At 62.4% G+C, this 23,346-nt stretch carries 19 protein-coding genes and 1 riboswitch; of the genes, 5 read left to right on the top strand and 14 right to left on the bottom strand.

What is annotated here, in order from left to right; translation table 11 throughout:
- Positions 1-57: 57 nt before the first annotated feature.
- The 3 genes from hda to upp form a co-directional block, all read right to left on the bottom strand.
- Entirely contained in the window at positions 58-759 is a 702-nt protein-coding gene (gene hda / locus AB5Y98_RS03975) for a DnaA inactivator Hda (protein WP_016351307.1), read from the bottom strand.
- A gap of 215 nt (positions 760-974) precedes the next feature.
- Entirely contained in the window at positions 975-2,003 is a 1,029-nt protein-coding gene (locus AB5Y98_RS03970; RefSeq protein WP_041217311.1) for a DUF2066 domain-containing protein, read from the bottom strand.
- A gap of 143 nt (positions 2,004-2,146) precedes the next feature.
- Complete coding sequence (gene upp / locus AB5Y98_RS03965) at positions 2,147-2,773, bottom strand: uracil phosphoribosyltransferase (RefSeq protein ID WP_005302745.1); 627 nt, start codon at positions 2,771-2,773, stop codon at positions 2,147-2,149.
- A gap of 175 nt (positions 2,774-2,948) precedes the next feature.
- Here upp and purM point away from each other — a divergent pair, with 175 nt between their 5' ends.
- Positions 2,949-3,986 carry a phosphoribosylformylglycinamidine cyclo-ligase gene (gene purM / locus AB5Y98_RS03960; RefSeq protein ID WP_368231377.1) on the top strand — a complete coding sequence of 346 codons (1,038 nt, stop codon included), beginning with the start codon at positions 2,949-2,951 and terminating at the stop codon, positions 3,984-3,986.
- Positions 3,987-4,018: 32 nt separating this feature from the next.
- Positions 4,019-4,657 carry a phosphoribosylglycinamide formyltransferase gene (gene purN, locus AB5Y98_RS03955; RefSeq protein ID WP_368231376.1) on the top strand — a complete coding sequence of 213 codons (639 nt, stop codon included), beginning with the start codon at positions 4,019-4,021 and terminating at the stop codon, positions 4,655-4,657.
- A gap of 242 nt (positions 4,658-4,899) precedes the next feature.
- On the opposite strand, the gene AB5Y98_RS03950 is transcribed toward purN, so the two are convergent.
- From AB5Y98_RS03950 to AB5Y98_RS03930, 5 genes are all read right to left on the bottom strand, one after another.
- Positions 4,900-5,661, bottom strand: a complete 762-nt coding sequence (locus AB5Y98_RS03950; RefSeq protein ID WP_017786251.1) for a Nif3-like dinuclear metal center hexameric protein — start codon at positions 5,659-5,661, stop codon at positions 4,900-4,902.
- A gap of 147 nt (positions 5,662-5,808) precedes the next feature.
- Positions 5,809-7,152, bottom strand: a complete 1,344-nt coding sequence (locus tag AB5Y98_RS03945) for a sigma-54 dependent transcriptional regulator (protein ID WP_010633470.1) — start codon at positions 7,150-7,152, stop codon at positions 5,809-5,811.
- A 76-nt stretch (positions 7,153-7,228) separates the two neighbouring features.
- Complete coding sequence (locus AB5Y98_RS03940; RefSeq protein WP_005302750.1) at positions 7,229-8,263, bottom strand: sensor histidine kinase; 1,035 nt, start codon at positions 8,261-8,263, stop codon at positions 7,229-7,231.
- A gap of 106 nt (positions 8,264-8,369) precedes the next feature.
- Positions 8,370-9,791 (bottom strand): sigma-54 dependent transcriptional regulator, encoded by a 1,422-nt coding sequence (locus AB5Y98_RS03935; protein WP_005302751.1) that lies wholly within the window; start codon positions 9,789-9,791, stop codon positions 8,370-8,372.
- 280 nt (positions 9,792-10,071) lie between these two features.
- Entirely contained in the window at positions 10,072-10,941 is an 870-nt protein-coding gene (locus AB5Y98_RS03930) for a DUF2726 domain-containing protein (protein WP_041202951.1), read from the bottom strand.
- Between the two features lie 210 nt (positions 10,942-11,151).
- Between AB5Y98_RS03930 and AB5Y98_RS03925 the strand changes: the two genes are divergently transcribed.
- The 3 genes from AB5Y98_RS03925 to ppx all read left to right on the top strand — a co-directional run bounded on the left by AB5Y98_RS03925 (position 11,152) and on the right by ppx (position 15,289).
- Positions 11,152-11,664 carry a glycine cleavage system protein R gene (locus AB5Y98_RS03925; RefSeq protein ID WP_005302753.1) on the top strand — a complete coding sequence of 171 codons (513 nt, stop codon included), beginning with the start codon at positions 11,152-11,154 and terminating at the stop codon, positions 11,662-11,664.
- A gap of 75 nt (positions 11,665-11,739) precedes the next feature.
- Positions 11,740-13,809: a polyphosphate kinase 1 gene (gene ppk1 / locus AB5Y98_RS03920; protein WP_005302754.1), complete on the top strand. Its 2,070-nt coding sequence runs from the start codon at positions 11,740-11,742 to the stop codon at positions 13,807-13,809.
- Positions 13,799-15,289 (top strand): exopolyphosphatase, encoded by a 1,491-nt coding sequence (gene ppx, locus AB5Y98_RS03915; protein ID WP_368231375.1) that lies wholly within the window; start codon positions 13,799-13,801, stop codon positions 15,287-15,289. Before ppk1 ends, ppx begins: the two co-directional genes overlap by 11 nt.
- 63 nt (positions 15,290-15,352) lie before the next feature.
- On the opposite strand, the gene mgtE is transcribed toward ppx, so the two are convergent.
- The 6 genes from mgtE to flgH form a co-directional block, all read right to left on the bottom strand.
- On the bottom strand, positions 15,353-16,696 hold the full coding sequence (mgtE, locus tag AB5Y98_RS03910; RefSeq protein ID WP_005302756.1) for a magnesium transporter: 1,344 nt from the start codon (positions 16,694-16,696) through the stop codon (positions 15,353-15,355).
- A 120-nt stretch (positions 16,697-16,816) separates the two neighbouring features.
- Positions 16,817-16,986, bottom strand: a riboswitch (M-box (ykoK) riboswitch).
- A 212-nt stretch (positions 16,987-17,198) separates the two neighbouring features.
- On the bottom strand, positions 17,199-18,407 hold the full coding sequence (flgL, locus tag AB5Y98_RS03905; protein ID WP_005302757.1) for a flagellar hook-associated protein FlgL: 1,209 nt from the start codon (positions 18,405-18,407) through the stop codon (positions 17,199-17,201).
- Positions 18,408-18,411: 4 nt separating this feature from the next.
- Complete coding sequence (locus AB5Y98_RS03900) at positions 18,412-20,412, bottom strand: flagellar basal body rod C-terminal domain-containing protein (RefSeq protein WP_368231374.1); 2,001 nt, start codon at positions 20,410-20,412, stop codon at positions 18,412-18,414.
- Between the two features lie 3 nt (positions 20,413-20,415).
- Positions 20,416-21,507 carry a flagellar assembly peptidoglycan hydrolase FlgJ gene (gene flgJ, locus AB5Y98_RS03895; RefSeq protein ID WP_368231373.1) on the bottom strand — a complete coding sequence of 364 codons (1,092 nt, stop codon included), beginning with the start codon at positions 21,505-21,507 and terminating at the stop codon, positions 20,416-20,418.
- Positions 21,508-21,554: 47 nt separating this feature from the next.
- Positions 21,555-22,652, bottom strand: a complete 1,098-nt coding sequence (locus tag AB5Y98_RS03890) for a flagellar basal body P-ring protein FlgI (protein WP_010633466.1) — start codon at positions 22,650-22,652, stop codon at positions 21,555-21,557.
- Between the two features lie 8 nt (positions 22,653-22,660).
- Complete coding sequence (gene flgH, locus AB5Y98_RS03885; RefSeq protein WP_005302761.1) at positions 22,661-23,332, bottom strand: flagellar basal body L-ring protein FlgH; 672 nt, start codon at positions 23,330-23,332, stop codon at positions 22,661-22,663.
- Positions 23,333-23,346 lie beyond the last annotated feature (14 nt).

Genomic DNA, 23,346 nt, shown 5'->3' with positions numbered 1-23,346 from the left:
GGGTTTCTTTTTATTCATTGCCTCGGCGCCGCTCGCGCTCAAGTACACCCGAAGGGCTCAGAGCTCGAGGATCTCTTTGACAAAGGGGATGGTCAGCTTGCGCTTGGCACGGAAGGAGGCGTTGTCGAGCTGATTGAGAGTGGTGAGCAGGGTGCGCATGTCGCGCGAGAGACGGTTGAGCAGGAAGCGGCCCACATCGATGGGCAGTTTGAAGCCCCGCAGCTCGGCACGCAGCTGCAGGGCACTGAGCTTGCCTTCATCGTCCAGCTCGTCGAGGTGAAAACTCACTCCCCAGTCCAGCCGCGAGGCGAGATCCGGCAGTTGCAGCCCCAGTTTGCGCGGCGCGCTGCAACCGGTCACCACCAGGGTACCCTCGCCCTTCTCCTGCCAGCGGTTGTAAAAATCGAACAGGGCCCGCTCCCACAGCGCATTGCCGGCGATCGCTTCCAGGCTGTCGAGGCAGACCAGCGGCAGGCTTTCGAGGGCGTCGAGCATGCTGGGATCCAGCTGTTCGAACTGATCGAGGGAGAGATAAGCGGCTGCGGCGTCGCGGGCATTGACCTCGGCGCAGGTGGCGTGCAGCAGGTGGGAGCGGCCCGATCCCTTGGCCCCCCAGAAATAGAGGAAAGGTGAGCCCTGACCAATGGCCGCATTTTTGAGGGCGGTGATCAGATGAGCATTGTTGCCGGGATAAAAACTGACGAAGGTTTCATCATCCGGTAGTTGTACGGCTAAAGACAGTTGGGCCGGTTGCTTCACTCGTTGGGCTTTGACTGTGACATTTGCGGGCAAGTGTATCATCGCAAAGGCGGATAGAGAACCGCCCGGACGATGCCGGGCGGTGTGGATCCTCATAAAGGATCCAGGCTGCGACCATTGCTAACGAAAGCGGCTACTCCTTGGCCGGCGCACTCAAGCCCTAGCAGGAGAGCGCCCATGCCTCACGGCCGAATGGTCAGGATCCTTGGCCAGGATCAGGGCTGCGACCACTGGTAGCTCAGCCCCTCCGGGGTATCCGCCAGCTGGCGCAGCCGGCTCTCCAGCTGCAGCCCGCGGATGAGCTCGGCCTTGTCCCCTTGCAGGCTCAGGTTGAAGGTCACCTTGTCCCCCTCCAGTTTGCCAATCTCCACCTTGGTGACGCTGGCCATCCCCTGCAGCATCTTCTGCACCGTGATCATGCCGTCGATGCCGGACAACCCCTCCACCACCAGTGTCTGGCTGGAGGCCACCCCCGAGATGCGCGCCCCGTAGTTCTGCACCAGCCAGCCTGCCAGGGCATCGGCGAACGTCTGCGCTACCTCGGCCTGGGTACCGGCGCCCTCGCCCTTGGTCAGTTCGCTCAGCTCACCACCCGCTTTGGGGCCGTAGAGCCCCCAGTCGATGCTCCACTTGCCCTCCTCCTTGCCATCGGGCGTCAGCTTGCCCAGCACCACCATCTCGGCACCGTAACGCTGGCTCGCCTTGAGGATGGGATCGGCAAAGCGGCCCCAGACGTCGGTGGCGTTGACCGCCATGTTGTCGTCCAAGTCCATCAGCGGAATGCTGACCGGCAGCCCCATGGTCTGGGCCTGGGTACGCAGGGCGGCAGCCCAGCCATCGCTGGACTGATCCGGCAGAATGCGCCGCTCCCCTTCATTGATCACCAGCCAGATGGCCACTTGTGGCCGGGCCGGGCCCAGCAGGGCGAACTTGCTCTCGGCCACCAGAGCATTGACCTTGGCCACATCGAAATCGGCCTTGAGAAACTTCACCGGCCCCACGTCCTGATAACCGTAGTGCTGCACGAACTCGCCGGGGGCCGTCAGTGCCTTGACCACCGCCGGCTGGGTCAGGATGTCGCGCTTGCCGGTCACCTTGATCAGTACCTCGCCCAGGGCCTGGGACTGGGCCGCCGCCATGTCGCCGCTGGTGGGCGCCTTGCCCTGATAGAGATCGGTCACCTGGGCGGCCGACACCATGAATGACAAGCCGCAGCAGAGGGCGGTCACAACACGTTTGAGCATGAGAGGAGTCTCGAAATGGGAGATGGTGCTTATGGTAGCGGCAAGGCGCGCATGGCAGCAAGCCGGGGCGGGAGAAACAGCGGAGCCGGCGGGGTGCCGGCTCCGTTTGCGCGCCTGCTGGCGCGCGATGAGGCGATCGAGGCTTATTTGGTGCCGAAGATCTTGTCGCCGGCGTCGCCCAGACCCGGGACAATGTAGCCCTTCTCGTTCAGGCCCTGGTCGATGGAGGCACAGAACAGCTCCACGTCCGGGTGAGCGGCTTCCAGCGCCTTGATGCCTTCCGGCGCGGCAACCAGCACCAGCACCTTGATGGACTGGCAGCCCTTCTTCTTGAGCAGGTCGATGGTGGCGATCATGGAGCCGCCGGTGGCCAGCATGGGGTCGATGACCAGCGCCAGACGCTCTTCGATGTTGCTGACGATCTTCTCGAAGTAGGGAACCGGCTGCAGGGTCTCTTCGTCGCGGTAGATGCCGACCACGCTGACGCGGGCGCTCGGCATGTGCTCCAGCACGCCATCCATCATGCCAAGACCGGCACGCAGGATGGGCACCACGGTGACCTTCTTGCCCTTGATCTGGTCAACTTCCACTGGCCCATTCCAGCCATCGATGGTAACCTTCTCGGTTTCGAAGTCAGAGGTCGCTTCGTAGGTCAACAAACTGCCCACTTCCTTGGCCAGTTCACGGAAACGCTTGGTGCTGATATCGCCTTCACGCATCAGACCGATCTTGTGCTTGACCAGGGGGTGTTTGACTTCAACGACTTTCATTATTATCTCCTCTAACTGCCGCAAAAAAATCGCGGAATCATACAACAAAAGCCACCGCTTGTAGAGCATTTCCGCGCAAAAACGCGCAAACGATTTCCTTTCTAGTTTTTCACCGCCACTGTTAGAATACGCCCCGAATTTTACCCTCCACTTCTTTATATGACGGGGAATACGCGTGACTGACAAAACCTCACTGAGCTACAAGGATGCTGGCGTGGATATCGATGCCGGCAATGCACTGGTTGAACGTATCAAGGGCGTGTCAAAGCGCACTCGTCGTCCTGAAGTCCTTGGTGGTCTTGGCGGCTTTGGGGCCTTGTGTCAAATCCCTGCGGGCTACAAGGAGCCGGTGCTGGTCTCCGGCACCGACGGGGTGGGCACCAAGCTGCGCCTCGCCATCGACCTTAAGAAGCACGACACCGTGGGCATCGATCTGGTGGCCATGTGCGTCAATGACCTCATCGTGCAGGGCGCCGAGCCCCTCTTCTTCCTCGACTACTATGCCACCGGCAAGCTGGATGTGGACACCGCCGCGGCCGTGGTCACCGGCATCGGTGCCGGCTGCGAGCAGTCCGGCTGCGCCCTGGTGGGCGGCGAAACCGCCGAGATGCCGGGCATGTATGAAGGGGAAGATTACGACATCGCCGGTTTCTGCGTCGGCGTGGTGGAGAAGAGCGAGATCATCGACGGCAGCAAGGTCGGCGAAGGGGATGCCCTGATCGCCCTGGCCGCCAGCGGCCCCCACTCCAACGGTTTCTCGCTGGTGCGCAAGATCCTGGAAGTTTCCAAGGCCGACGTGCAGCAGCCGCTGGGTGGCACCACCCTGGCCAACGCCCTGCTGGAGCCGACCCGCATCTACGTGAAACCCGTGCTCAAGCTTATCAAGGAGTGCGAGATCCACGCTCTGTCCCACATCACAGGTGGCGGCTTTTGGGAGAACATCCCGCGCGTGCTGCCCGCCAACACCCAGGCGGTGATCGACGAGCAGAGCTGGCAGTGGCCGGCGGTGTTCAGCTGGCTGCAAGAGGCCGGCAACGTCACCCGCCATGAGATGTACCGCACCTTCAACTGCGGCGTCGGCATGATCATCGCCCTGCCGGCGGATCAGCTGGAAAAAGCGCTGACCCTGCTCAAGGCAGAAGGTGAGAACGCCTGGCATATCGGCCATATCGCCAAGGCGGCCGATGGTGAGGAGCAGGTCATCATTCAATGAATGACCGGATCAACAGCCAAATGACCTCCCCCATGAAACGCATCCTGGTGCTGATCTCCGGCAACGGCAGCAACCTGCAGACCATTCTCGACAGTTGCGCCGACGGCAAGATTGCCGGTGAGGTGGTCGGCGTCATCAGCAACAAGGCCGATGCCTATGGTCTGGTACGTGCCAAAGAGGCGGGGGTGGCCACCGCCATCCTCGCCCAGCAGCAGTTTGCCAGTCGGGAGGAGTATGACGCCGCCCTGCTGGCGCTGATGAACGACTATCAGCCCGACCTGGTGGTGCTGGCCGGCTTTATGCGGATCCTGAGTGCCGACCTGGTGCGGCACTTTGCCGGGCGGATGGTCAACATCCACCCCTCCCTGCTGCCCAAGTACCAGGGGCTGCACACCCACCAACGCGCCATCGACGCCGGTGACGACGAACACGGCGCCAGCGTCCACTTCGTCACCGAAGAGCTCGACGGCGGCCCGGTGATCCTGCAGGCGCGCGTTCCCATCTTCGAAGGGGACACGGCCGAGGAGGTGGCGGCCCGGGTGCAGGTGCAGGAGCACAGCATCTACCCGCTGGTGGTGCAGTGGTTCTGTGAAGGCAGGCTGCAGATGCTGGAGGGGGCCGCCCTGCTCGACGGCGCCCTGCTCGGTCCCGCGGGTTATGCCAGCGAGTAACGGTTAGCCGCAACATGCAAAATAGAACAAGGGAGGCTTTGGCCTCCCTTGTCATTTCTACATACCCGAACAATAGCTGCATTAATTCAAAGCTGTTCACGACCTGTCGCGAGAAAGCGTCAGCAAGGTCACAAGCCGCTCAGGAACCGGAGCGTATGGACATACGTGAGCACTCTTTGCTGCACATAAGCGAGCAGCACATGAGCCTTGATCACGGTTTCGCAGCAAGATCGTGGACTGGTTTACACCGGATTGTCGATATCGATAAAGGTGACATCCAGCCCATGCACCGTCGCCAGCCACTCCCCCAGCGCCTTGACGCCGTAACGCTCGGTGGCGTGATGACCGGCAGCGTAGAAGTGCATGCCCATCTCGCGGGCGGTGTGGATGGTCTGCTCGGAGGCTTCGCCAGAGATGAAGGCATCGATGCCCTGCTCCGCCGCCAGATTGATGTAGCTCTGACCGCCACCGGTGCACCAGGCCACCGAGCGGATAAGCTCGGGGCCGCTGTCGCCGCAATGGAGCGGCTCACGGCCGAGCCGCTCGGCAATCAGCTTGGCAAAGTCAGACCCGCTCATGGGCTCTTCCAGCTTGCCCACCATGGCGACGCTCTTGCTGTTCCAGGGCTCGAGGCCGCGGCGCACCTTGATGCCCAACAACTGGGCCAGCTGGGCGTTGTTGCCCACCTCGGGGTGCACGTCCAGCGGCAGGTGGTAGGCAAACAGGTTGATGTCGTGGGTCAGCAGGGTCTTGATGCGGCGCTGTTTCATGCCGGTGATCTGGGCTGGCTCGCCACTCCAGAAGTAGCCGTGATGGACCAGGATGGCGTCAGCATCGGCAGCCACGGCCGCGTCGATCAGAGCCTGACTGGCGGTCACGCCGGTCACCACCTTGCGAATGCGCTCACGCCCCTCCACCTGCAGGCCATTGGGGCAGTAATCCTTGATGGCGTGGGGTTCGAGCAGATGGTTGAGTACGCTTTCCAGTTTTCGATGAGAGATCATAGGGGTCCCTTATAAAGGCGCCGACCCCTGTGCTGCGATGCACAGAGGAATCGGGCTCATAACGCCGAGGCCCCATGATAATCGAGGCGGGCCGGCAAGACCATGATGCCTCCCGCACTGCGGCCCATGGTCGGGCCCGGAATGGCCTCAGGCTGGCAGGTCGATCCCCGCCTCGCGCATCTGGGCCAGCTTGTAGCGCAGGGTGCGTGGGCTGATGCCGAGCCGGTCGGCCACCGCCTTGCGGCTGCCGTTGCAATCCTGCAGGGTGTCGAGAATGATCTGGTGCTCCTGCTGCTTGAGCTCGCTGCCCAGGTGTTCGCTGCCGCTGCTGCGCTCGTTGCCGACCAGGCGGATCTCCTCTTCCTCCACCTCTTCCAGGATCAGGTGCTCGCAGCCGATGAGGCCGTCGGGGCTCAGAATAAGGGCGCGCTGCACCACGTTGTCGAGCTCGCGCACGTTGCCGGGCCAGGGGTGAGCCAGCAGCCGCTCGCGGGCCGCCTCGGTCAGTTGCGGCGTCGGCAGTCCCTGCTGACCGGCATGCAGCGCCAGCAGGTGTTCCGCCAGCGGCAGTATGTCGCCGGGGCGCTCCCATAGCGCCGTCCAGCGCAGCGGGAAGACATTGAGGCGATAGTAGAGATCCTCGCGAAACAGGCCATCCTGCACCGCTTTTTTCAGATCCCGGTTGCTGGTGGCGATGACCCTCACATCGAGCGGGATCAGCTTGCGACTGCCGAGCCGCTCCACCTCTTTCTCCTGCAGCACCCGCAGCAGCTTGGCCTGCAGCCCCAGATCCATCTCGGTGATCTCGTCGAGCAGCAGGGTCCCCCCCTGCGCCTGTTCGAACTTGCCGGGGCAGCCCTGCACCGCACCGGTAAAGGCCCCCTTCTCGTAGCCGAACAGGGTCGCCTCCAGCATGTTTTCCGGAATGGCGGCGCAGTTGATGGCGACGAATGTCTGTTCGGCGCGGCTGGAGTTGTCGTGGATGTAGCGGGCTAGCACCTCTTTACCGGTCCCGCTCGGGCCGGTCACCATCACGGTGGCCTCGCTTCTGGCCACCCGGGTCGCCAGCTGGAACAGCTCGGCGGTCTTGGGATCGCCATAGACCACGGCCCGTTTCTCCACCTTCTGGGCCGGCACATAACGGCTGACCTGATTGAGCAATACCTCGGGGGAGAAGGGCTTGGCCAGGTAATCGATGGCCCCTTCGCGCATGGCCCGCACCGCACCGTCAATGTTGGCGTAGGCGGTCATCAGGAGCACCGGCACCTGGGGATATTGCTGACGAATGTTGGCCAGCAGGGTCAGGCCGTCCATCCCCCCCATCTGGATATCCGAGATCACCATGTCGAAGCTCTGGCGCGACAGGGCCAGCAAAGCCCGCTCGCCGCTGTCCACCTCGCGGCACTCATAGCCGCCGAGCAACAGGGTATCCATCAGCGCTTCGCGCAGGCCATTGTCATCTTCCACTACCAGGATCCGGGCCTGAGTCATGCTACACCTCCCACCACAGCCAGCCTGGCCGCATTGATATTGATCCCTGCCGGATGGCGCTGACGCTCAACATGGCTCATGCGACACCTCCGAGCTGCACCGCCTGCTGATGCAGGGGGAACGACAGGGTAAAACAGGTGCCCTCGCCAGGAACCGAGGCCACGCTGACCTCCCCCTGATGGGCACGGACGACGGATTGCACCACCGCCAGCCCAAGGCCTGTGCCCTGGGATCGGGTGGTAAAAAAGGGTTCGAAGATCTGGCTGAGCAGGTGAGCGGGCATCCCCTTGCCGTTGTCGAGGATGCGCAGCTCCACCCGGGCGCCACTGCGCACCGCGCTCACCAGCAAGGAGGTTGCCCCCGCCTGCTGGGCGTTGGCGATAAGGTTGTTGACGGCTCCCGCCAGCGCACTGTTGTTGGCCAGCAGGCAGAGATCGGGCTCCGGCGCCTCCATGTGCAGCTCGCAGCCCTGCTGGGCGCAGAAGGCTTCGGCCCCCGCCTGCACTTCAGCCAGCAGTCCTTGTACCGAGGTGGGGGTCACCACCTGGTTGTCACCGTTGCGGGCAAACAGCAGGATGTCGTTGATCTGCTTCTCGAGATCCTGCAGGCGTGCCATCAGCTTTTGCTGGAACTGGCTGCGGGATTCGGGTTTGAGGGTGCGGTTGGCCAGGTTGGCGGCATAGAGCATGGCGGCGGAGAGCGGCGTGCGGATCTGGTGGGCCAGCGAGGCGGCCATGTTGCCAAGGGCCGACAACCGCTTCATGTGGTTGATGCGGTCTTGCAGTTGGCGGGTTTCGGTCAGATCGTTGATGAACACCAGCTGGCCCGGCTGATCCGGCAGCGGCTGGGTCGAGAGCTGGACCCGGCGCCCATCGCGCAGGGAGATCTCGTGGCCGTCATCCTCGCGGGGCTGAAAGCAGCGGTCGATGATCTGGCGCCAGGCCTGCCCTTCCAGCGGCTCCCCCAGCAGCGCCTTGGCAGCCGGATTGGCGCGGGTGATCCGGCCCTCGCCGTCGAGCAGCAAGACACCGGTGGGCAGCGCCGTGAAGATGGCGTAAAGCTGGCTCACCTCGTGAGACTGGAGCGGGGTTTCTTGCGGCTGGGCTGTCATAAAGCTGACCTCAAACTGGCGACTGAGTCAGCTTATTCAATTTCCATGCCACTAAAAATTATATATAAAATCAAAGCCTTGAAGCTAGGCGTCAAGGCTTTGACCCTTATGCTTCCTTGCTCATTCCGTATTTTTTCATCTTCTCCACCAGGGTGGTACGGCGCATGCCGAGCAGGTCGGCAGCGCGGGCCACCACCCCGTCCTGGGACTCCAGCGCCTGGCGGATCAGCTCCACTTCCAGGTCAGCCAGCATCTCCTTGAGGTTGACCCCCTCCTCCGGCAGCTGCATGGCACGGGCGTGGCTGGCGGGCAGATCCAGCTCGGGCGGATCCTGGAACACCGCGGCCAGCGCATCGCGCTCGTCCATCTCGGTCAGCCGCTCGTCCCGCGGCTCGCAGGGCAGCAGCCGATAGCGGCTCGGCAGGTCGGCCACATCGACGATCTGCTGCGGGTAGAGGATGAGCAGCCGCTCCAGCAGGTTGGAGAGCTCGCGCACGTTACCCGGCCAGGGGTACTGCATCAGGGACTCCATGGCGCGCTGGGTCAGGCGGATCATCCCTTGGTGCAGCTCGGCGTGGCGATTAAGCAGCTCCTGCAGCAGCAGCGGGATGTCGTCGGCCCGATCCCGCAGCGGCGGGGTCTCGATGGGGAAGACGTTGAGGCGATAGTAGAGATCTTCACGGAAGACCTGGGTGCGGATCATCGCCTCCAGATCCCGGTGGGTAGCCGCAATGATGCGCACGTCCGCCTGAATGGGCTTGCCACCGCCGACCCGATCAAACATCCGCTCCTGCAGCACCCGCAGCAGCTTGACCTGCATCGGCAGCGGCATGTCGCCGATCTCGTCGAGAAACAGGGTGCCCCCCTGGGCCAGCTCGAAGCGACCGCGCCGGGCGGCGATGGCACCGGTGAAGGCCCCCTTCTCGTGACCGAACAGCTCGCTCTCGAGCAGCTCGGCCGGGATGGCGCCGCAGTTGATGGGCACGAAGGGGCCCGCGCTTCGGGCCGAGAGTTCATGGATGGCGCGCGCCACCACCTCCTTGCCGGTACCCGATTCGCCGAGGATCAGCACGTTGGCATCGGTCTCGGCCACCTGGCTGATGAGCCGGCGCACCTCCTGGATCCCCTTGCCCTTGCCCACCAGCAGGCGCAGCAGCGCCTGCCCCTTGTCGTGGGTCTGCTGACGGGGGTGGAGGGAGACGAAGGCCTGGCAAAAATGGAGGTGGCGGGTCAGGGATTCATAGGTAAAGGGGGACTCAGCCACCCCGATGAAGTTGCTGTTGGGGAAGTCGGCTTCCACCAGCGACAGGAAAGGCACCCGGGGAAAACCGGTCAGCAGCTCGCCCAGCGGCCGGCCATTGAGGGCACCGGTCAGAACCCCCTGCAGCGGGCCGGATGACTCGATGGCAACCTCCAGATCACCCTCGGCAACCTCCTGCCAGGGGATCCCCATGAACGAGAGAACTGTCCCCAACTGTTGGCGCCGCTGCGCATCGGCGTCAACAATCAACACTCCCATTGCCATCATATCCATCCCTCTATTCTCGACGTAACTTATTGTTTTATTGTGCTTATGTGGTCAAGCCACGCACTTTATGCAGGATGCACAAAGTGCCAAAATTCCGACGCATTGTCAAAATTTGTCGCATTTCACCTAAGTTTATCGACCCAACGGCGCCACAAGATAAATTTTGTCGACACTTTTTTTGGGTAACGCGGGCAGGCCGCGGGCAAACATAGAGGAGGGGAGGAACAGGTGCGGGAGCGCCTGCTTGCGGCCCGCAGCGGGCCGCAAGCAGGCGGGATGGTCAATGACGAGCGTGGGTGTGGGGCGCGGCGTAACGACACTCTGGGAAGCGGCTGCAGGCCAGGAACAGGCGGCCGGCATGGGGTCCCTTCTTGGCTTCCCGCTCCACCAGCGGCGCATCGCAACGGGGGCAGTGCGGCACCTGATGGGGAGCCTCGTCTTCGTCCTCTTCCACCTCGGCAAACAGATTGTCCACCAGCTCGGCGTCGGCCGCCGGCAGCGGCACACTGCGTGGCGATACGATGGCCTTGATGGGGGCCACGGCCGGGGCTCGGCCACCATGGTGGGGCTCTTCCACCTCGACCCTGTCCAGCTGCAGAGGGCTGAAGGTGGGTTCGCGGCGCTCGCCCGGCAGCAGATCCTCTTGCGGCAGATCCGTGCTGCGGTTCAGCAGCGGCAGGATCTGTTCGCGCAGCTCCTCGACCTGATAGTGGCTGCTTGCCGGGATCTGCAGCAGCGGCAGACCGGCGCTGTCAAAGGCGGCCTTGAGGAAGCTGTCCCGCGCCTTGCGCTTCTGATGACGGTGGGAACTGTCATCGAGCTCGATGGCGCAGATGAAGGAGAGATCCGAGGGGTGGCAGAGCAGATAGTCCACGTGCTTGGCGCTGATCTTGTTGAAGGCCTGCTGCCACTTGCTCTTGCCCATCCCCGCCTCCGGCGTCAGCACATCGGCCACCCGCACCTTGGCAAAGACCCGGGCCTGGTCGCCCACCGCCAGATCCAGCACACCGAGGAAGGATCGCTCCGCCGGGCTGAACAGGGTCTCCTGCAGCTCATAGGGCAGCGCCTTGCCCTTCTTGCCCCTGCTCCAGAAGATCGCCAGCAGAAGCAGCACCAACAACACCAATCCCGATACGACAAGGCTATTCATACGCGCACATCCCGCTCACCAGAGCCAGCTAGTTTCACAATACAAAACAGGGGCATCACTCTACCACGCTGCCGCGGGCGCAGGCAGTGCAGAAATGGCGTCAGCCCCCTCTTCGCCGCGCTTTTTCGCCATTTTTGCTGCCAGCAGGGCTTCATATGGCCTGTGACAGCAGGCACAATGCTGGAGAAACCCAATTCCAAGGAGAGCAGGATGCAAAAGCAATTGGTCGTGACCGTGATCGGAGCGGACAAGCCCGGTATCGTCGAGAGTCTGGCGGACGTCATCAGTCACCAGCAGGGCAACTGGCTGGCCAGCTCCATGAGCGAGCTGGCGGGACAGTTTGCCGGCATCCTGCACGTGAGCGTGCCTGACGAGCACTACCGCAGCCTGTGCGAGGCACTGGCCATGCTGCCTGGCCTCACCGTCAGCTTCGCCGAAGGCCAGCTCAGCCAGGAGCCAGAGCGGCAGGTGATGGTCAGCGTCACCGGCAACGACCGGGCCGGCATCGTCCACGAGGTGGCCAGCATCTTGCGCCAGCTCAACGTCAACGTGGCCGACCTCACCACCGGCTGCGAGCCCGCCCCCCACTCGGGCGCCCCGCTCTTCTACGCCCACGCCCTGGTGGCGCTGCCGCCCCGGCTCGAACTGGGGGATCTCATCAGTGCGCTGGAGTCCCTCTCCGACGATCTGGTGGTCGACATCGACCAGGCCTTCATCGACTGAGCGGATGGTCATCAATCTGTCATATTTCCACGCCATAACTGCCGCGCAGACGCGACCTGACCACAGAGGCATCACATGAGCACCGACAAGCAGTATGAAGAGAAGGAGCTGAGTTGGCTCTCATTCAATGAACGGGTGTTGCAAGAGGCGATGGACAAGACGGTCCCGCTCATCGAGCGGGTCCGTTTTCTGGGGATCTTCTCCTCCAACCAGGACGAGTTCTTCAAGGTACGGGTATCGGACGTCAAGCGCCGCATCCTGATCAACGAGGTGCACGGCGGCGACGACGAGGCCAAGGTGTTGCTGCGGGCCATCCAGCAGAAGGTGATGGCGCTCGGCGAGGCGTTCGACAACACCTACAAGGAGCTGCTGATCGCGCTGGCCCGCCACAACATCTTTCTGGTCAACGAGAACCAGCTCTCCGAATCCATCCAGCAGTGGCTGCGGGTCTTCTTCAAGGAGAAGGTGCTGCGCCACATCATCCCGATCCTACTCAACAAGGAGGTCAACCCGGTCAAGTTCCTGAAAGACGAGTACACCTATCTCGCCATCGAGATGAAGAAGAACGGCCAGGTGATCCAGTACGCCCTGGTGGAGGTGCCGACCGACGATCTGCCCCGCTTCTTCCAGCTGCCGCCGGAGGGCACCCGCCGCAAGAAGCAGATCATCATCCTGGACAACGTCATCCGCTTCTGTCTGGACGAGATCTTCAAGGGCTTCTTCGATTACGACGAGATTGCCGCCTACGCGGTCAAGCTGACCCGGGATGCCGAGTATGACCTCTCCGACCAGCTCGACCTCAGCCTGGTGGACAAGATGAGTGATGGCTTGAAACAGCGCCTCACCGCCATGCCGGTGCGCTTCGTCTACGAGCGGGAGATGCCGGCAGCCATGATAAGCTTCTTGAAGCTCAAGCTGCAGATCAGCTCCTACGACGCCATCATGCCGGGCGGGCGCTATCACAACTTCAAGGATTTCATCGGCTTCCCCAACGTGGGTCGGGACTATCTGGAGAACCCCAAGCTGCCAGCGCTCGATTGCCGCGACTTCGACGGTTTCGTCAACGCCTTCGACGCCATCACCAAGCAGGACATACTGCTCTACTACCCGTACCACAAGTTCCACCACTTCACCGAGCTGGTGCGCCAGGCGGCGTTCGATCCGGCGGTGAGCGCCATTCGCATCAATATCTACCGGGTGGCCAAGAAGTCGCGCATCATCCACTCCCTCATCGACGCCGCCAACAACGGCAAGAAGGTGACCGTGGTGGTGGAGCTGCGCGCCCGCTTCGACGAGGCGGCCAACATCGACTGGGCCAATATCCTGACCAATGCGGGGGTCAAGGTGGTATTCGGGGTGCCAAGCCTCAAGATCCACTCCAAGCTCTGCCTCATCACCCGCCACGAACATGGCGAGGCGGTGCGTTACGCCCACATCGGCACCGGCAACTTCAACGAGAAGACCGCCAAGATCTACACCGACTTCTCCCTGCTGACCCGCCACCCGGACATCACCGCCGAGGTGGAGAGCGTGTTCGAATACATCGAGTATCCCTACCGGCGCTACAAGTTCAACCACCTGCTGGTCTCCCCCATCAACAGCCGGCGCCAGCTCTATCGGCTCATCGACAACGAGCTCACCAACGCCAAGGCGGGGCAGCCAAGCGGCATCACCCTCAAGATCAACAACCTGGTGGACAGGGATCTCATCAACCGGCTCTACGCCGCCGGCCAGGCCGGGGTGCCCATCCAGATGATCATCCGCGGCATGTGCGCCCTGCGCCCCGGGGTGCCGGGTCTTAGCGACAACATCCGGGTCATCAGCATCATCGACCGCTTCCTCGAACATCCGCGGGTGATGGTGTTCCACAACCGGGGCAACCCCCAGCTCTATATCTCCAGCGCCGACTGGATGAGCCGCAACATCGACGGTCGCATCGAGGTGGGCACCCCCATCTACGACGAGCGACTCAAGCAGCGCATCCTGGATATTCTCGAGCTACAACTGAGTGACACCTGCAAGGCGCGGGTCATCGATGCCGACCAGAAGAACGAATACGTGAAGCGGGGCAACCGCCGCAAAATTCGCTCCCAGGTCGCGATTTACGACTACCTCAAACGCATAGAGTCAAACAATGGACAATAGCCTGTACGCCGCCGTCGATCTCGGCTCGAACAGCTTTCACATGGTGATCGCCCATCTCAGCGAGGGGCGCTTTCGCATCGTCGATCGCATCAAGGAGCGGGTGCGGCTGGCCGAAGGGATGGATGCCCACAAGCTGATGAGCCCGGAGGCGATGGCTCGCGGCCTCGCCTGCCTGTCGATCTTTGCCGAGCGGCTCACCAACATCAATCCGGATCAGATCCGCATCGCCGGTACCTACACGTTGCGCCGCGCCAGCAATGCCCGCGAGTTTGTGAGCGAGGCGGCCAAGGTGCTCAACCACCCCATCGAGATCATCAGCGGTCAGGAGGAGGCGCGCCTCATCTATCAGGGGGTCGCCCATACCCAGCACATCGAGGGACAGGTGCTGGTGGTGGACATCGGCGGCGGCAGCACCGAGCTCATCATCGGCGAGGGGTTTGAACACAAGGCGCTCACCAGCCGCAAGATGGGTTGCGTCAGCTTTACCCAGAGCTTCTTTGCCAACGGCAAGCTCGGCGAAAAAGCCTTCAACGCCGCCGTGCTGGAGGCTCAACACCAGCTCGCCCCCATCATCAACCAGTACCGCAAGCTGGGCTGGCAGAGCTGCCTCGGCAGTTCGGGATCGATCCGCACCGTGCGCGATGTGCTGCAGGGTGAGGGCTGGACCGACGGCAGCATCACGCTCGCCGGGCTGGAGCAGCTCAAACGGGAGATGCTGGCCCACAAGCGGGTCGGCGATCTCAAGCTGGCCGGCCTCACCGAAGAGCGCCAGGAGGTGTTTGCCGCCGCGGTCGCCATCCTGATCGGGCTCTTCACCTCCCTGCCCATCGAGCGGATGGAGTACTCCGACGGTGCCCTGCGCGAGGGCTTGCTGTACGAGTTCGAGGAGCGGCTGCAGCACCACGACATTCGCGAGCGCACCGCCCAGGCCCTCGGCACCCACTACCGGCTGGACCGAAAGCAGGCCGCCCGGGTCGAACAGAGCGTGCTGACCCTGTTTGATGCCCTGCAGGTGCCATGGCAACTGCCGGTAGAGCCCTATCGCGCCATCCTCGGCTGGGCGGCGCGGCTGCACGAGATTGGCCTTGCCATCAACTACAGCGGCATCCACCGCCACTCCGCCTATATCCTGCAGCACACCGATCTGCCCGGCTTCAACCAGGACGATCAGGCCCTGCTGGCGGCCCTGGTGCGCTTCCAGCGCAAGGGGCTCAAACTCTCCGAGCTACCCGCCCTGCCCAACCACGACGAGCAGACGGTGCTGCGCTGCATCCGCATCCTGCGCCTCGCGGTGGCCGCCCACCACAGGCGTCAGGACAACCTGCTGCCCGAGTGGAAGGTCGCGGCGCAAGGCGATCAGCTGGTGGTGACCCTGCCGCTCGACTGGTGCGAGGAGAACAAATTGCTGATGCAAAATCTGGAAAAAGAGCATCGCTATTGCCAGGAGCAGGGCTGGCCGCTGCTGTTCCAGCTCGGCTGAGCGCGGGCGACGGATGCAAAAAAGGCAGCCCATGGGCTGCCTTTTGCGTTTTCGGATGGCGACTTACTGCAGCTCGGGCAACAGCAGCTTGGCAATCTCGAAGTAGATGATAAGACCGGTGCCGTCCACCAGGGTGGCGATGAAGGGGGCGGACACCACCGCCGGGTCGATGCGGAAGCGACGCAGCACCATGGGGATCACAGAGGCGACGGTGGCGCTCCACAGCACGATGGCGATGATGGTCAGGGTGACGACCATGCCGATCTGGGGACCGACCCCCAGGCTCCAGGCCCGCACCCAGGCCGCCAGCGCGATGGCGGCCGAGATGAGCAGACCGGTGGAGATCTCTTTTTTGAGCACGGTGCCGAGGTTGCGCAGGCTCACCTCCCCCACCGCCATGGCACGCACGATCGTGGTGGTGATCTGGGTGCCGCTGTTGCCGCCGGTGCCGATCAGGAGCGGGATGAAGAAGGCCAGCGCGATGGCGGCTTCCAGCTGCTCTTCAAAGGCCCGCAGCACGGTACCTGTATAGGCTTCGGCCACGAACAGGATCAGCAGCCAGCCCACCCGCTTGCGCCACAGCTGCCAGGGGGTCGCCTGCAGATAGGGGGTATCGAGCGGCGAGGAGCCACCCTGCATCTCGGCATCCTCGGTGGATTCGAGCTCCAGGATGTCGGCGGCATCGTCGACGTGGAAGATGCCCACCAGCTTGCCCTGATCCTCCACCGGCAGGGTCGAGAGGTCGCGATCGATCAGCAGGCGGGCGGCCAGCTCCTGATCCGCCCGGGCGTTGATGCGCACCACCTCCCGGTCCATCAGCTCGCTCACCGGCAGTTGCGGGTCGGCAATCAGCAGGGATTTGAGCGAGATGCTGCCGAGCAGGCGTTTGTCGTTGTTGACCACATAGAGGTTCTGGAACAGCTGGGCGTTGTCCCAGGCATCGTGGATCAGCTGCTTGGCACTGCCCACCGTCTCCTGATCGCCGATGGCCAGAAACTCGTGGCGCATGTTGGCGCCCACCGATTCGGTCGGCCAGTCGAGCAGGGAGTAGAAGGTGGACTGTACCTGCTCCGGGAAGCGAGCAAGCAGCATGGTGCGATCACTGCTGCCCAAGCGGCGCAGAATGGCCAGCATGTCGCGCCGGGGCATGGCCCCCTGCAACAGGCTGACGATGCTGACATGCAGTCGCATCAGCAGCCGGCCGGCACACTCCGCCGACAGCGAGCCGAGCAGTGCAGCCCCCTCGTTGATGGGCAAGGTATCGAAGATGCAGTTGAGCTCTTCCGGGCGCAGGGTCAGCAGTTGATCGGCGCGCTGCACCGGGTCCAGGTTGTGCTCCAGCCAGCCCTGCAGGGCGGCCAGATCGAGCAGTTGGTGACGATTGAGTAATGTCTGTGTTTTCTTCATCACAAATGACCTCATGTGATTTCAGGCAAGCCTGAGCGCGAACGGTGATCCGTCGCCGTCTGAAAGAAAACAGCAATTTGATTGACGAGTAATAGGCAGGAAATGACGCCGTTCGGCGTGTCATCATCCCCACGTACCAGCTTTAGCACTGCATAACGTATCCGGCATGCCGGAAGCCACTTGGGTTTACACCTTAATCCGATGAAAACTGTCCTGATCTTGGGCGTCTCTGGACGTCGTGAGATCAGTGGCCTGTGTTTATACAGGAGCCTCGCCTAACGAGATGCTGCAAATAGTCGCACAACCCTCTGTTGTGCGGGCAGCATGATTATCGAACGCTCAATAGGAGTCAACCCGGGGCAAGGGGCTAAATGGCCTATGGCAACAGCTTGTTACAATTGGTTGGCAAGGGGAGTTGAATGAGGATAAAAAAGCGAAAAAAAGGGACTGGAACGGCAACCATCGCTTGCGGCCAGCCGGGGCCGCAAGCGATGAAAAAAGCTCAGCGGATGTAGTCGAACAGGGTCAACTTGCTGATCTTGCTGAAGGAGAGCTGGGTGGCGCTCAGGGCCGCATCCTCTTTCGACAGGGTGGCGATCACCTCATAGAGATCCGCTTCGGAGACCTTGGCCCTCGCCTGCTGGTTGAGGGTACTCAAGCCTTCGTTCGAACCCATCACCTGCTCCAGCCCGTTCATGCGCCCGCCGATCTCCCCCAGCCCCTGATCCACGTTCAGACGGGCATTTTTCATGTGGGCGGTGGCATCCGCCACCTTCAGCTGGAAGGTATCCGGCGTGATGTTGGGATCCCGCAGCGCCGTGATGAAATCGGACATGCCATCCAGGATGTTGTTGTTCTGGGGCGGATCCAGCACGAAGTTCTGCGCCGCGCCCCCCGCCGGCAGCGACAGAGTCAGCTCCAGCCCGTTGAAGGGGATCTTGTTGCCCGCCACATAGTCGCCGCTTTGCAGCAGGGTACCGCCGCCATCCCGGATCTCGTAGGTATCCGGCGTGCCGGCGATGGTGTTCACCGTGTACTGGTTGCTGGCGAGCGAAGGGTCGTAATTGTTGCGGTAAAAACTGTCGAAGTGGCCCTGATCGGCCACCCCGACCTGAATATTGGCGCTGGCCGCGCTGCTGGTACGACGGGTCGGCACGATTTCGAACAGGTTGAAGCCCGAATCGTTGGCGGCAATCTGCACCGTCGGTGACACCTGGATCTTGCGCTGACCGGTATCCCCCTGAAAAATGTAGTTGCCGCTGGCATCCTGAATGAAGGGCTGGGTCTTGCTCTGGTTGCCGCCGAAGATATATTCGCCCTGGGAGTTCTTGCTGTTCATCAGGTCGAACATCTGCTTTTGCAGCCCCTCCAGCTCGCTGGCGATGGCCTGGCGATCCTCGTACCCCACCGCCGAGTCGTTCGCCTTCTGGATCAGGGTCTGGGCGCTGGTCATGGCGGTGTTGAGGGCGGTCAGCACCGTCTCCTCGTGGCCCAGGCTGTTTTCCAGCAGGCTGCCGTTGACCCCGTACTGCTTGAAGAGATCGATCTCCTTGGTCAGCGCCAACTTCTGGCTCATGCCGGAAGGGTCCTCCCCCGCCGTCTTGAACTTGTTGCCGGTCATCAGCTGTTCATAAGCCGTGCTCAGCCGCTCGTTGGCGCCGTTCAGCGAGGTGATGTTGCGGTCATAGACCATGTTGGTGGTGATACGCATCGGGTTACCTCACTGATGACAGCAGGGTGTCGAAGATGGTCTTGGCGGTGCTGACGATCTGGGCGGAGGCGGCATAGGACTGCTGATAGCGGATCAGGTTGGCCGCCTCCTCCTCCAGACTGACGCCGGAGACACTCTCGAAAATCTCCCTGCTCTGGGTCAATTTCGTTTCATCGGCCTTGAGCTGGCTCTTGGCCTGGCTGGTGGTGTTGCCCACCCCGGTCACCAGGCTGGAGTAGGCCTCGTTGAAGGTCATCTTGTCGTTGCTGGTGCCGGCGTTGCTGCTCTTGCGCACCAGATCCTTGTTCTGCAGTTCGGCCAGCGCCAGGCCGTTGGCGTTGTCGGCAAAACCGTCGGTGTTGTAGCTCAGGGTGAAGTTGTCACCACTCTTCACTTGGCCGGTGATGCTGAACTCATAACCCGGGGTCTGGGTCGGAGTGGCATACACCTTGGGGCCACCAAGCGGATTCTCGAGGGCCGCCATCAGGTTCTGCCCCTTGCTGGCGGCGGGGGCAACCCCGATCAGGGTGGTACCGTCCGCGGCATAGACCTGGTAGTTGCCGCTGACGTCTATCTTCACCACCTGGGGTGAGGCCGGATCCAGGCTGTTGGTGCCAAAGCCGGAACCGGCGCCGGTATTGGTGATGCCATTTAGCTTGATCTCGCCCGAACCGAAGTTGTCCTTGCCTTTATCCGCCTTGAGCGGCGATGCCAGCGCCAGATCTTCGGCCCGGGTCACCAGCTGGTCCAGCCCGGCAGCCGCCCGCTTGGTGGGTTGCAGCAAGATCTTATCCCCCGCCGCCGGCGTGCCGGAGAGATCGAACTGGATGCCGTGCCCCGCCACCTGCACGGTGGCGGGTGGCGTGGTGCCGGTGGCCAGCGAGGTGCGGTTGCCATCCTTGTCCACCGAAAACACCTCGTAGCCGGTGGCACTGCTGAACTGCACCTCGTAGTCGAAGGTGGTCACTTCCGTCCCCTTGCCGGGCACGAAGCTCACCTTGGCGGTAGCGTTGCCGGTATTCTGGCTGTAGGGCAGGCCATCGCTCGTGCCGAGAGAGAAGAGATCCCCCCCCAGCTCGTTGTCCAGATCCATCCCCAACCTGTTTTGCTGGTTCATGGCATCCGCCATGGCGGCCGCCAGCTGACCCAGCTCGCGCTTGGCCGGCTCCAGATCGTTGCGGGCGGAGAAAAGCCCCCCTATCCCGCCGCCTATGTCCTTGTCATTGAGGGCGACCTTGTTGGGGTCCATGACCAGCTGCAACTCGGACTCACGGGCATCGGGATTACCCGGCACCACGCTGAGCTGGGCAACGCTGCCGTTGAGCACCAGGGAGTGGCCGGTGCTCATGTTGACCAGCATGCTGCCGTTGTCCTGCGGCACGGTGCGGATCTCCATCTTCTCGGAGAGCTGGCGAATGGCCTCGTCCCGCTGATCGAACAGCATCAGGTTCTCTTCCGGCGTGCCCTGGGTGCGAATGATAGCCTGGTTCAGATCGTTGATGCTGTTGATCAGGCTGTTCACTCGCTTGGCTTCGTCACCGATGGTGGTGTTGATGGTGTCGGTCTGCTTGTCCAGCTGGGCCGACAGGGTATGAAAGCGGTTCACCATGCCACTCAGCCCGCTCAGGGTGGTCTTGCGGCCCGAGATGTCGGCGGGTGCTTCGTTGGCGGTATGGAATCCTTCGAAATAGGAGCTGATGGCGGCACCGACGCTGTTGCTGGTGTCCCCCAGCAGGGTATCGGTGTTGGCAAGCTGCTGATAACGGGTGGAAGAGGCATAGAAGGCCGAGGTGTCGCGTCTGACCTCCCCCTGGGCATAGGCGTTGATGACCCGCTCGGTCAGCATGTCCCCGGTGCCGAGTCCGTTGGCATTGGTATAGATCAGGGTACGTTCACGCACATAGCCCTGGCTATTGACGTTGACGATGTTGTTACTGGTGGTCTGCAGCAGCCGCTGCTGGGCCATCACACCCGAGGTACCAATTCCAAGCAGATCGCTTGCCATGACTTACAGCCCCATTTCTGTCGTGTTGGTCGCGGAGTAGCCGGCAATGGCATCACTGCGCAATACCTGTTTCAGTTTCCTGGCATAGTGCGGGTCGGTGGCGTATCCGGCCTGTTGCAAGGCTTCGAAATAGCGATCCGGACTGTCCACCTTGGCCAGTGCCCCCTTGTAGCGGGAGCCCGATGTCAGGAAATCGACATAGTCGTTGAAGCTCTCTTCGAACGACTCGTAAGAGCGAAACGCGGCCTTCTGGCGCGACGCCACTCCTTTTTCATATTCCAGAGTGCTGACCACTGTCTTGGGTCCTTCCCAGCGCGGGTCGGCCTTGATGCCGAACAGGTTGTGGGTCACTTGCCCCTCCCCGTTCTTGATCACCCGTTTACCCCAACCACTTTCCAGTGCGGCCTGCGCCACCAGCACCGCCGGGCTCAACCCCAGCTTGGCGGCCGCCTTCTTGGCCAGCGGCATCAGCCGGTCGACAAACTCTTCAGGGGAGTCGAACACCTGTGCGGTATCGTCCAGCGCCTTGTGACTGCGCATGCCGTGTGCCTCTGCCGCCGGCCCCATGGGCGGTACGGTTCGGCGGGTACGATGCAGCGCTGCCTGAGGCTGGGTATCCCCTTGCATCTCTTTCTCAGCAAAATCTTTGCCAACTTTTGAGGCAGAGATGAGATCGTTGGCGGTGGAGGTGGGCGGCTGATAGGGTTTGTAGACCCGCTCGGTACGCTGGGGCATCTTGAGCACCCGCCCGTCATGATGGGTGAAGGTCTCCGGCGAGAGCTGCTTGGCCACCATGGCGGCCAAGCCTATCCCCCCCTTGCTCGACATGTCGGCGACCCGCTGCTCATCCAGCATCCCTTCGTAGAACTGGGTGTAGCTGCTGTTGAAGGGGCTGTCCTGGGTCAGCACCTGGTTGGCCTGGCGCATGCTCTGGAACAGGGTCTGGGTGAAAATGGACTCGAACTGGCGGGAGGCGGCCATCAGCGCATCCGCTTTCCCCTCCTTGCTCTGGCTCAACTGGCGCAGGCGATCCAGGTTCTGGATATCCTGTACCATGCCCAGATTCACGCCGCCGTTGTTATCTAACTCTGCCATTTTGCTTACCTCATTGCCGCCCGTGGCAACCCCTTGCCGCTTGTTGATTACAGTATGACCAGCTGGCCTTCGATGGCGCCAGCCTGCTGCAGCGCCTCCAGGATCGCCATCAGGTCGCCGGGTGCCACCCCGACCTGGTTCACCGCCCGCACCAGATCATCCAGGGTCGCCCCGGTATCCAGCTTGAACATGCGCCCCTGCTCCTGCTGCACATTGATGGTGGAGTTGTTGGTCACCGCCGTCTGGCCGCCCGAGAGCGGATTGGGCTGGGAGACCTGCTGGTTCTCGGCGATGGTGACCGTCAAGCCGCCATGGCTGATGGCCGCTGGCTTGAGCCGCACCTGGCTGCCGATGACGATGGTGCCGGTACGGGAGTTGACGATGATCTTGGCCGCCTCGGTGGCCGGGTCCACCTCCAGGTTCTCGATGGTGGCGAGATAGGAGACCCGCTGGCCCGGATCCCGCGGCGCATAGACCTTGACCGAGGTGGCATCGAGCGCCTGCGCGGTGTTGGGGCCGACCAGATCGTTGACCACGTCGGCCAGCCGGCGCGCCGTGGTGAAGTCGGGACGATTCAGGTTGAAGGTGATGGTATCCCCCTGACTGAAGGAGTTCGGGACCTCCCGCTCCACGGTGGCCCCGTTGGCGATGCGGCCGACGGTGGGCGTATTGACCACCACCTTGGAGCCGTCAGCCCCCTCGGCCCCCAGCCCGCCAACCACCAGGCTGCCCTGCGCCACAGCATAGACCCGGCCATCCAGCCCCTTGAGGAAGCTTTGCAGCAGGGTGCCGCCACGCAGGCTCTTGGCCTCACCGATGGCCGATACGGTCACATCTATGGTCTGCCCCGGTTTGGAAAAAGGGGGCAGATCGGCATGGATGGCCACCGGCGCCACGTCCTTGATCTTGGGCTTGATGTTGTCCGGCACCTTGATGCCGAAGTTGTTCAGCATGGTGCGAAAGGTCTGCTCGGTGAAGGCGTTGCTCTTCTCACCCGTACCGGGCAGACCCACCACCAGGCCGTAGCCGATCAGCTGGTTGCTGCGCACCCCTTCCACCGAGCTGATGTCCTTGATCCGGGAGGCATGAGCCATCCCCAGGGGCAACAGGCAGCAAAACAGGGCAACAAGACGGAGCGACTTCATAACACCTCCTAGAGCGGCCACCAGGGACCATTGAAAAAGCTGGTGAGCCACCCCTGTTCCTGGCTGTTGGCCAGATCGCCGGTACCACCGTAATGGATGCGGGCATTGGCCACCTTCTGGGAGGAGACGCTGTTGTCCGTGGTCACATCCTCGGGGCGGATCATGCCGGTGATCCGGATATATTCATTGCCGTTGTTGAGCATGATCCACTTCTCGCCGCGCACCAGCAGGTTGCCGTTGGGCAGTACCTTGGCCACGCTGACGGAGATGTTGCCCTGCAGGCTGTTGCTCTGATCCGCCTTGGCCTGTCCCTTGAAAGCGCCATTCTGGCCAAGGGAGGCAGACAGATCATAGGGGCCGGCCGTTACCGGCACGCCACCCAGCATCGCCGTGTTCATCGTCAGCTTGTTGTCCTTGCCGCTCTGGGTATTGGCCTTCTTGGAGGCAGAGGTGGACTCGGCCAGCTCGATGGTGATGATGTCACCCACCTTGTGGGCCTTGATGTCCGAGTAGATGCCGTTGACCTGATCGGGCTGGAAAATCGCCCCGGTCGGTCTGACCGAGACCGGCTCCGACTCCCCGTAGACGGGGGCAAACTCGGGATCATCGGGCTTGGGGGTATTGGGGGTGCTGCTGCAGCCCCCCAACACCATCAGTCCCAGCATCCATATGGCTTTCATGGTGCGCCTCCTAC

It is taken from the genome of Aeromonas sp. s3, assembly GCF_040907805.1.
GTDB classification, from domain to species: domain Bacteria; phylum Pseudomonadota; class Gammaproteobacteria; order Enterobacterales; family Aeromonadaceae; genus Aeromonas; species Aeromonas dhakensis.
The sequence above is the reverse complement of the archived record's forward strand: the minus strand, read 5'-3'. Positions and strand labels throughout refer to the sequence as shown.

What these genes read in the sequence shown, in the direction of transcription:
- AB5Y98_RS03930 (WP_041202951.1), bottom strand. Translation starts at nt 10,941, where the DNA reads ATGAATAGCCTTGTCGTATCGGGATTGGTGTTGTTGGTGCTGCTTCTG.
- AB5Y98_RS03940 (WP_005302750.1), bottom strand. Translation starts at nt 8,263, where the DNA reads ATGACAGCCCAGCCGCAAGAAACCCCGCTCCAGTCTCACGAGGTGAGC.
- flgJ (WP_368231373.1), bottom strand. Translation starts at nt 21,507, where the DNA reads ATGGCAGAGTTAGATAACAACGGCGGCGTGAATCTGGGCATGGTACAG.
- AB5Y98_RS03970 (WP_041217311.1), bottom strand. Translation starts at nt 2,003, where the DNA reads ATGCTCAAACGTGTTGTGACCGCCCTCTGCTGCGGCTTGTCATTCATG.
- flgL (WP_005302757.1), bottom strand. Translation starts at nt 18,407, where the DNA reads ATGCGTATCACCACCAACATGGTCTATGACCGCAACATCACCTCGCTG.
- AB5Y98_RS03890 (WP_010633466.1), bottom strand. Translation starts at nt 22,652, where the DNA reads ATGAAGTCGCTCCGTCTTGTTGCCCTGTTTTGCTGCCTGTTGCCCCTG.
- AB5Y98_RS03925 (WP_005302753.1), top strand. Translation starts at nt 11,152, where the DNA reads ATGCAAAAGCAATTGGTCGTGACCGTGATCGGAGCGGACAAGCCCGGT.
- AB5Y98_RS03900 (WP_368231374.1), bottom strand. Translation starts at nt 20,412, where the DNA reads ATGGCAAGCGATCTGCTTGGAATTGGTACCTCGGGTGTGATGGCCCAG.
- AB5Y98_RS03950 (WP_017786251.1), bottom strand. Translation starts at nt 5,661, where the DNA reads ATGATCTCTCATCGAAAACTGGAAAGCGTACTCAACCATCTGCTCGAA.
- AB5Y98_RS03945 (WP_010633470.1), bottom strand. Translation starts at nt 7,152, where the DNA reads ATGACTCAGGCCCGGATCCTGGTAGTGGAAGATGACAATGGCCTGCGC.
- ppx (WP_368231375.1), top strand. Translation starts at nt 13,799, where the DNA reads ATGGACAATAGCCTGTACGCCGCCGTCGATCTCGGCTCGAACAGCTTT.
- purN (WP_368231376.1), top strand. Translation starts at nt 4,019, where the DNA reads ATGAAACGCATCCTGGTGCTGATCTCCGGCAACGGCAGCAACCTGCAG.
- AB5Y98_RS03935 (WP_005302751.1), bottom strand. Translation starts at nt 9,791, where the DNA reads ATGATGGCAATGGGAGTGTTGATTGTTGACGCCGATGCGCAGCGGCGC.
- flgH (WP_005302761.1), bottom strand. Translation starts at nt 23,332, where the DNA reads ATGAAAGCCATATGGATGCTGGGACTGATGGTGTTGGGGGGCTGCAGC.
- mgtE (WP_005302756.1), bottom strand. Translation starts at nt 16,696, where the DNA reads ATGAAGAAAACACAGACATTACTCAATCGTCACCAACTGCTCGATCTG.
- upp (WP_005302745.1), bottom strand. Translation starts at nt 2,773, where the DNA reads ATGAAAGTCGTTGAAGTCAAACACCCCCTGGTCAAGCACAAGATCGGT.
- ppk1 (WP_005302754.1), top strand. Translation starts at nt 11,740, where the DNA reads ATGAGCACCGACAAGCAGTATGAAGAGAAGGAGCTGAGTTGGCTCTCA.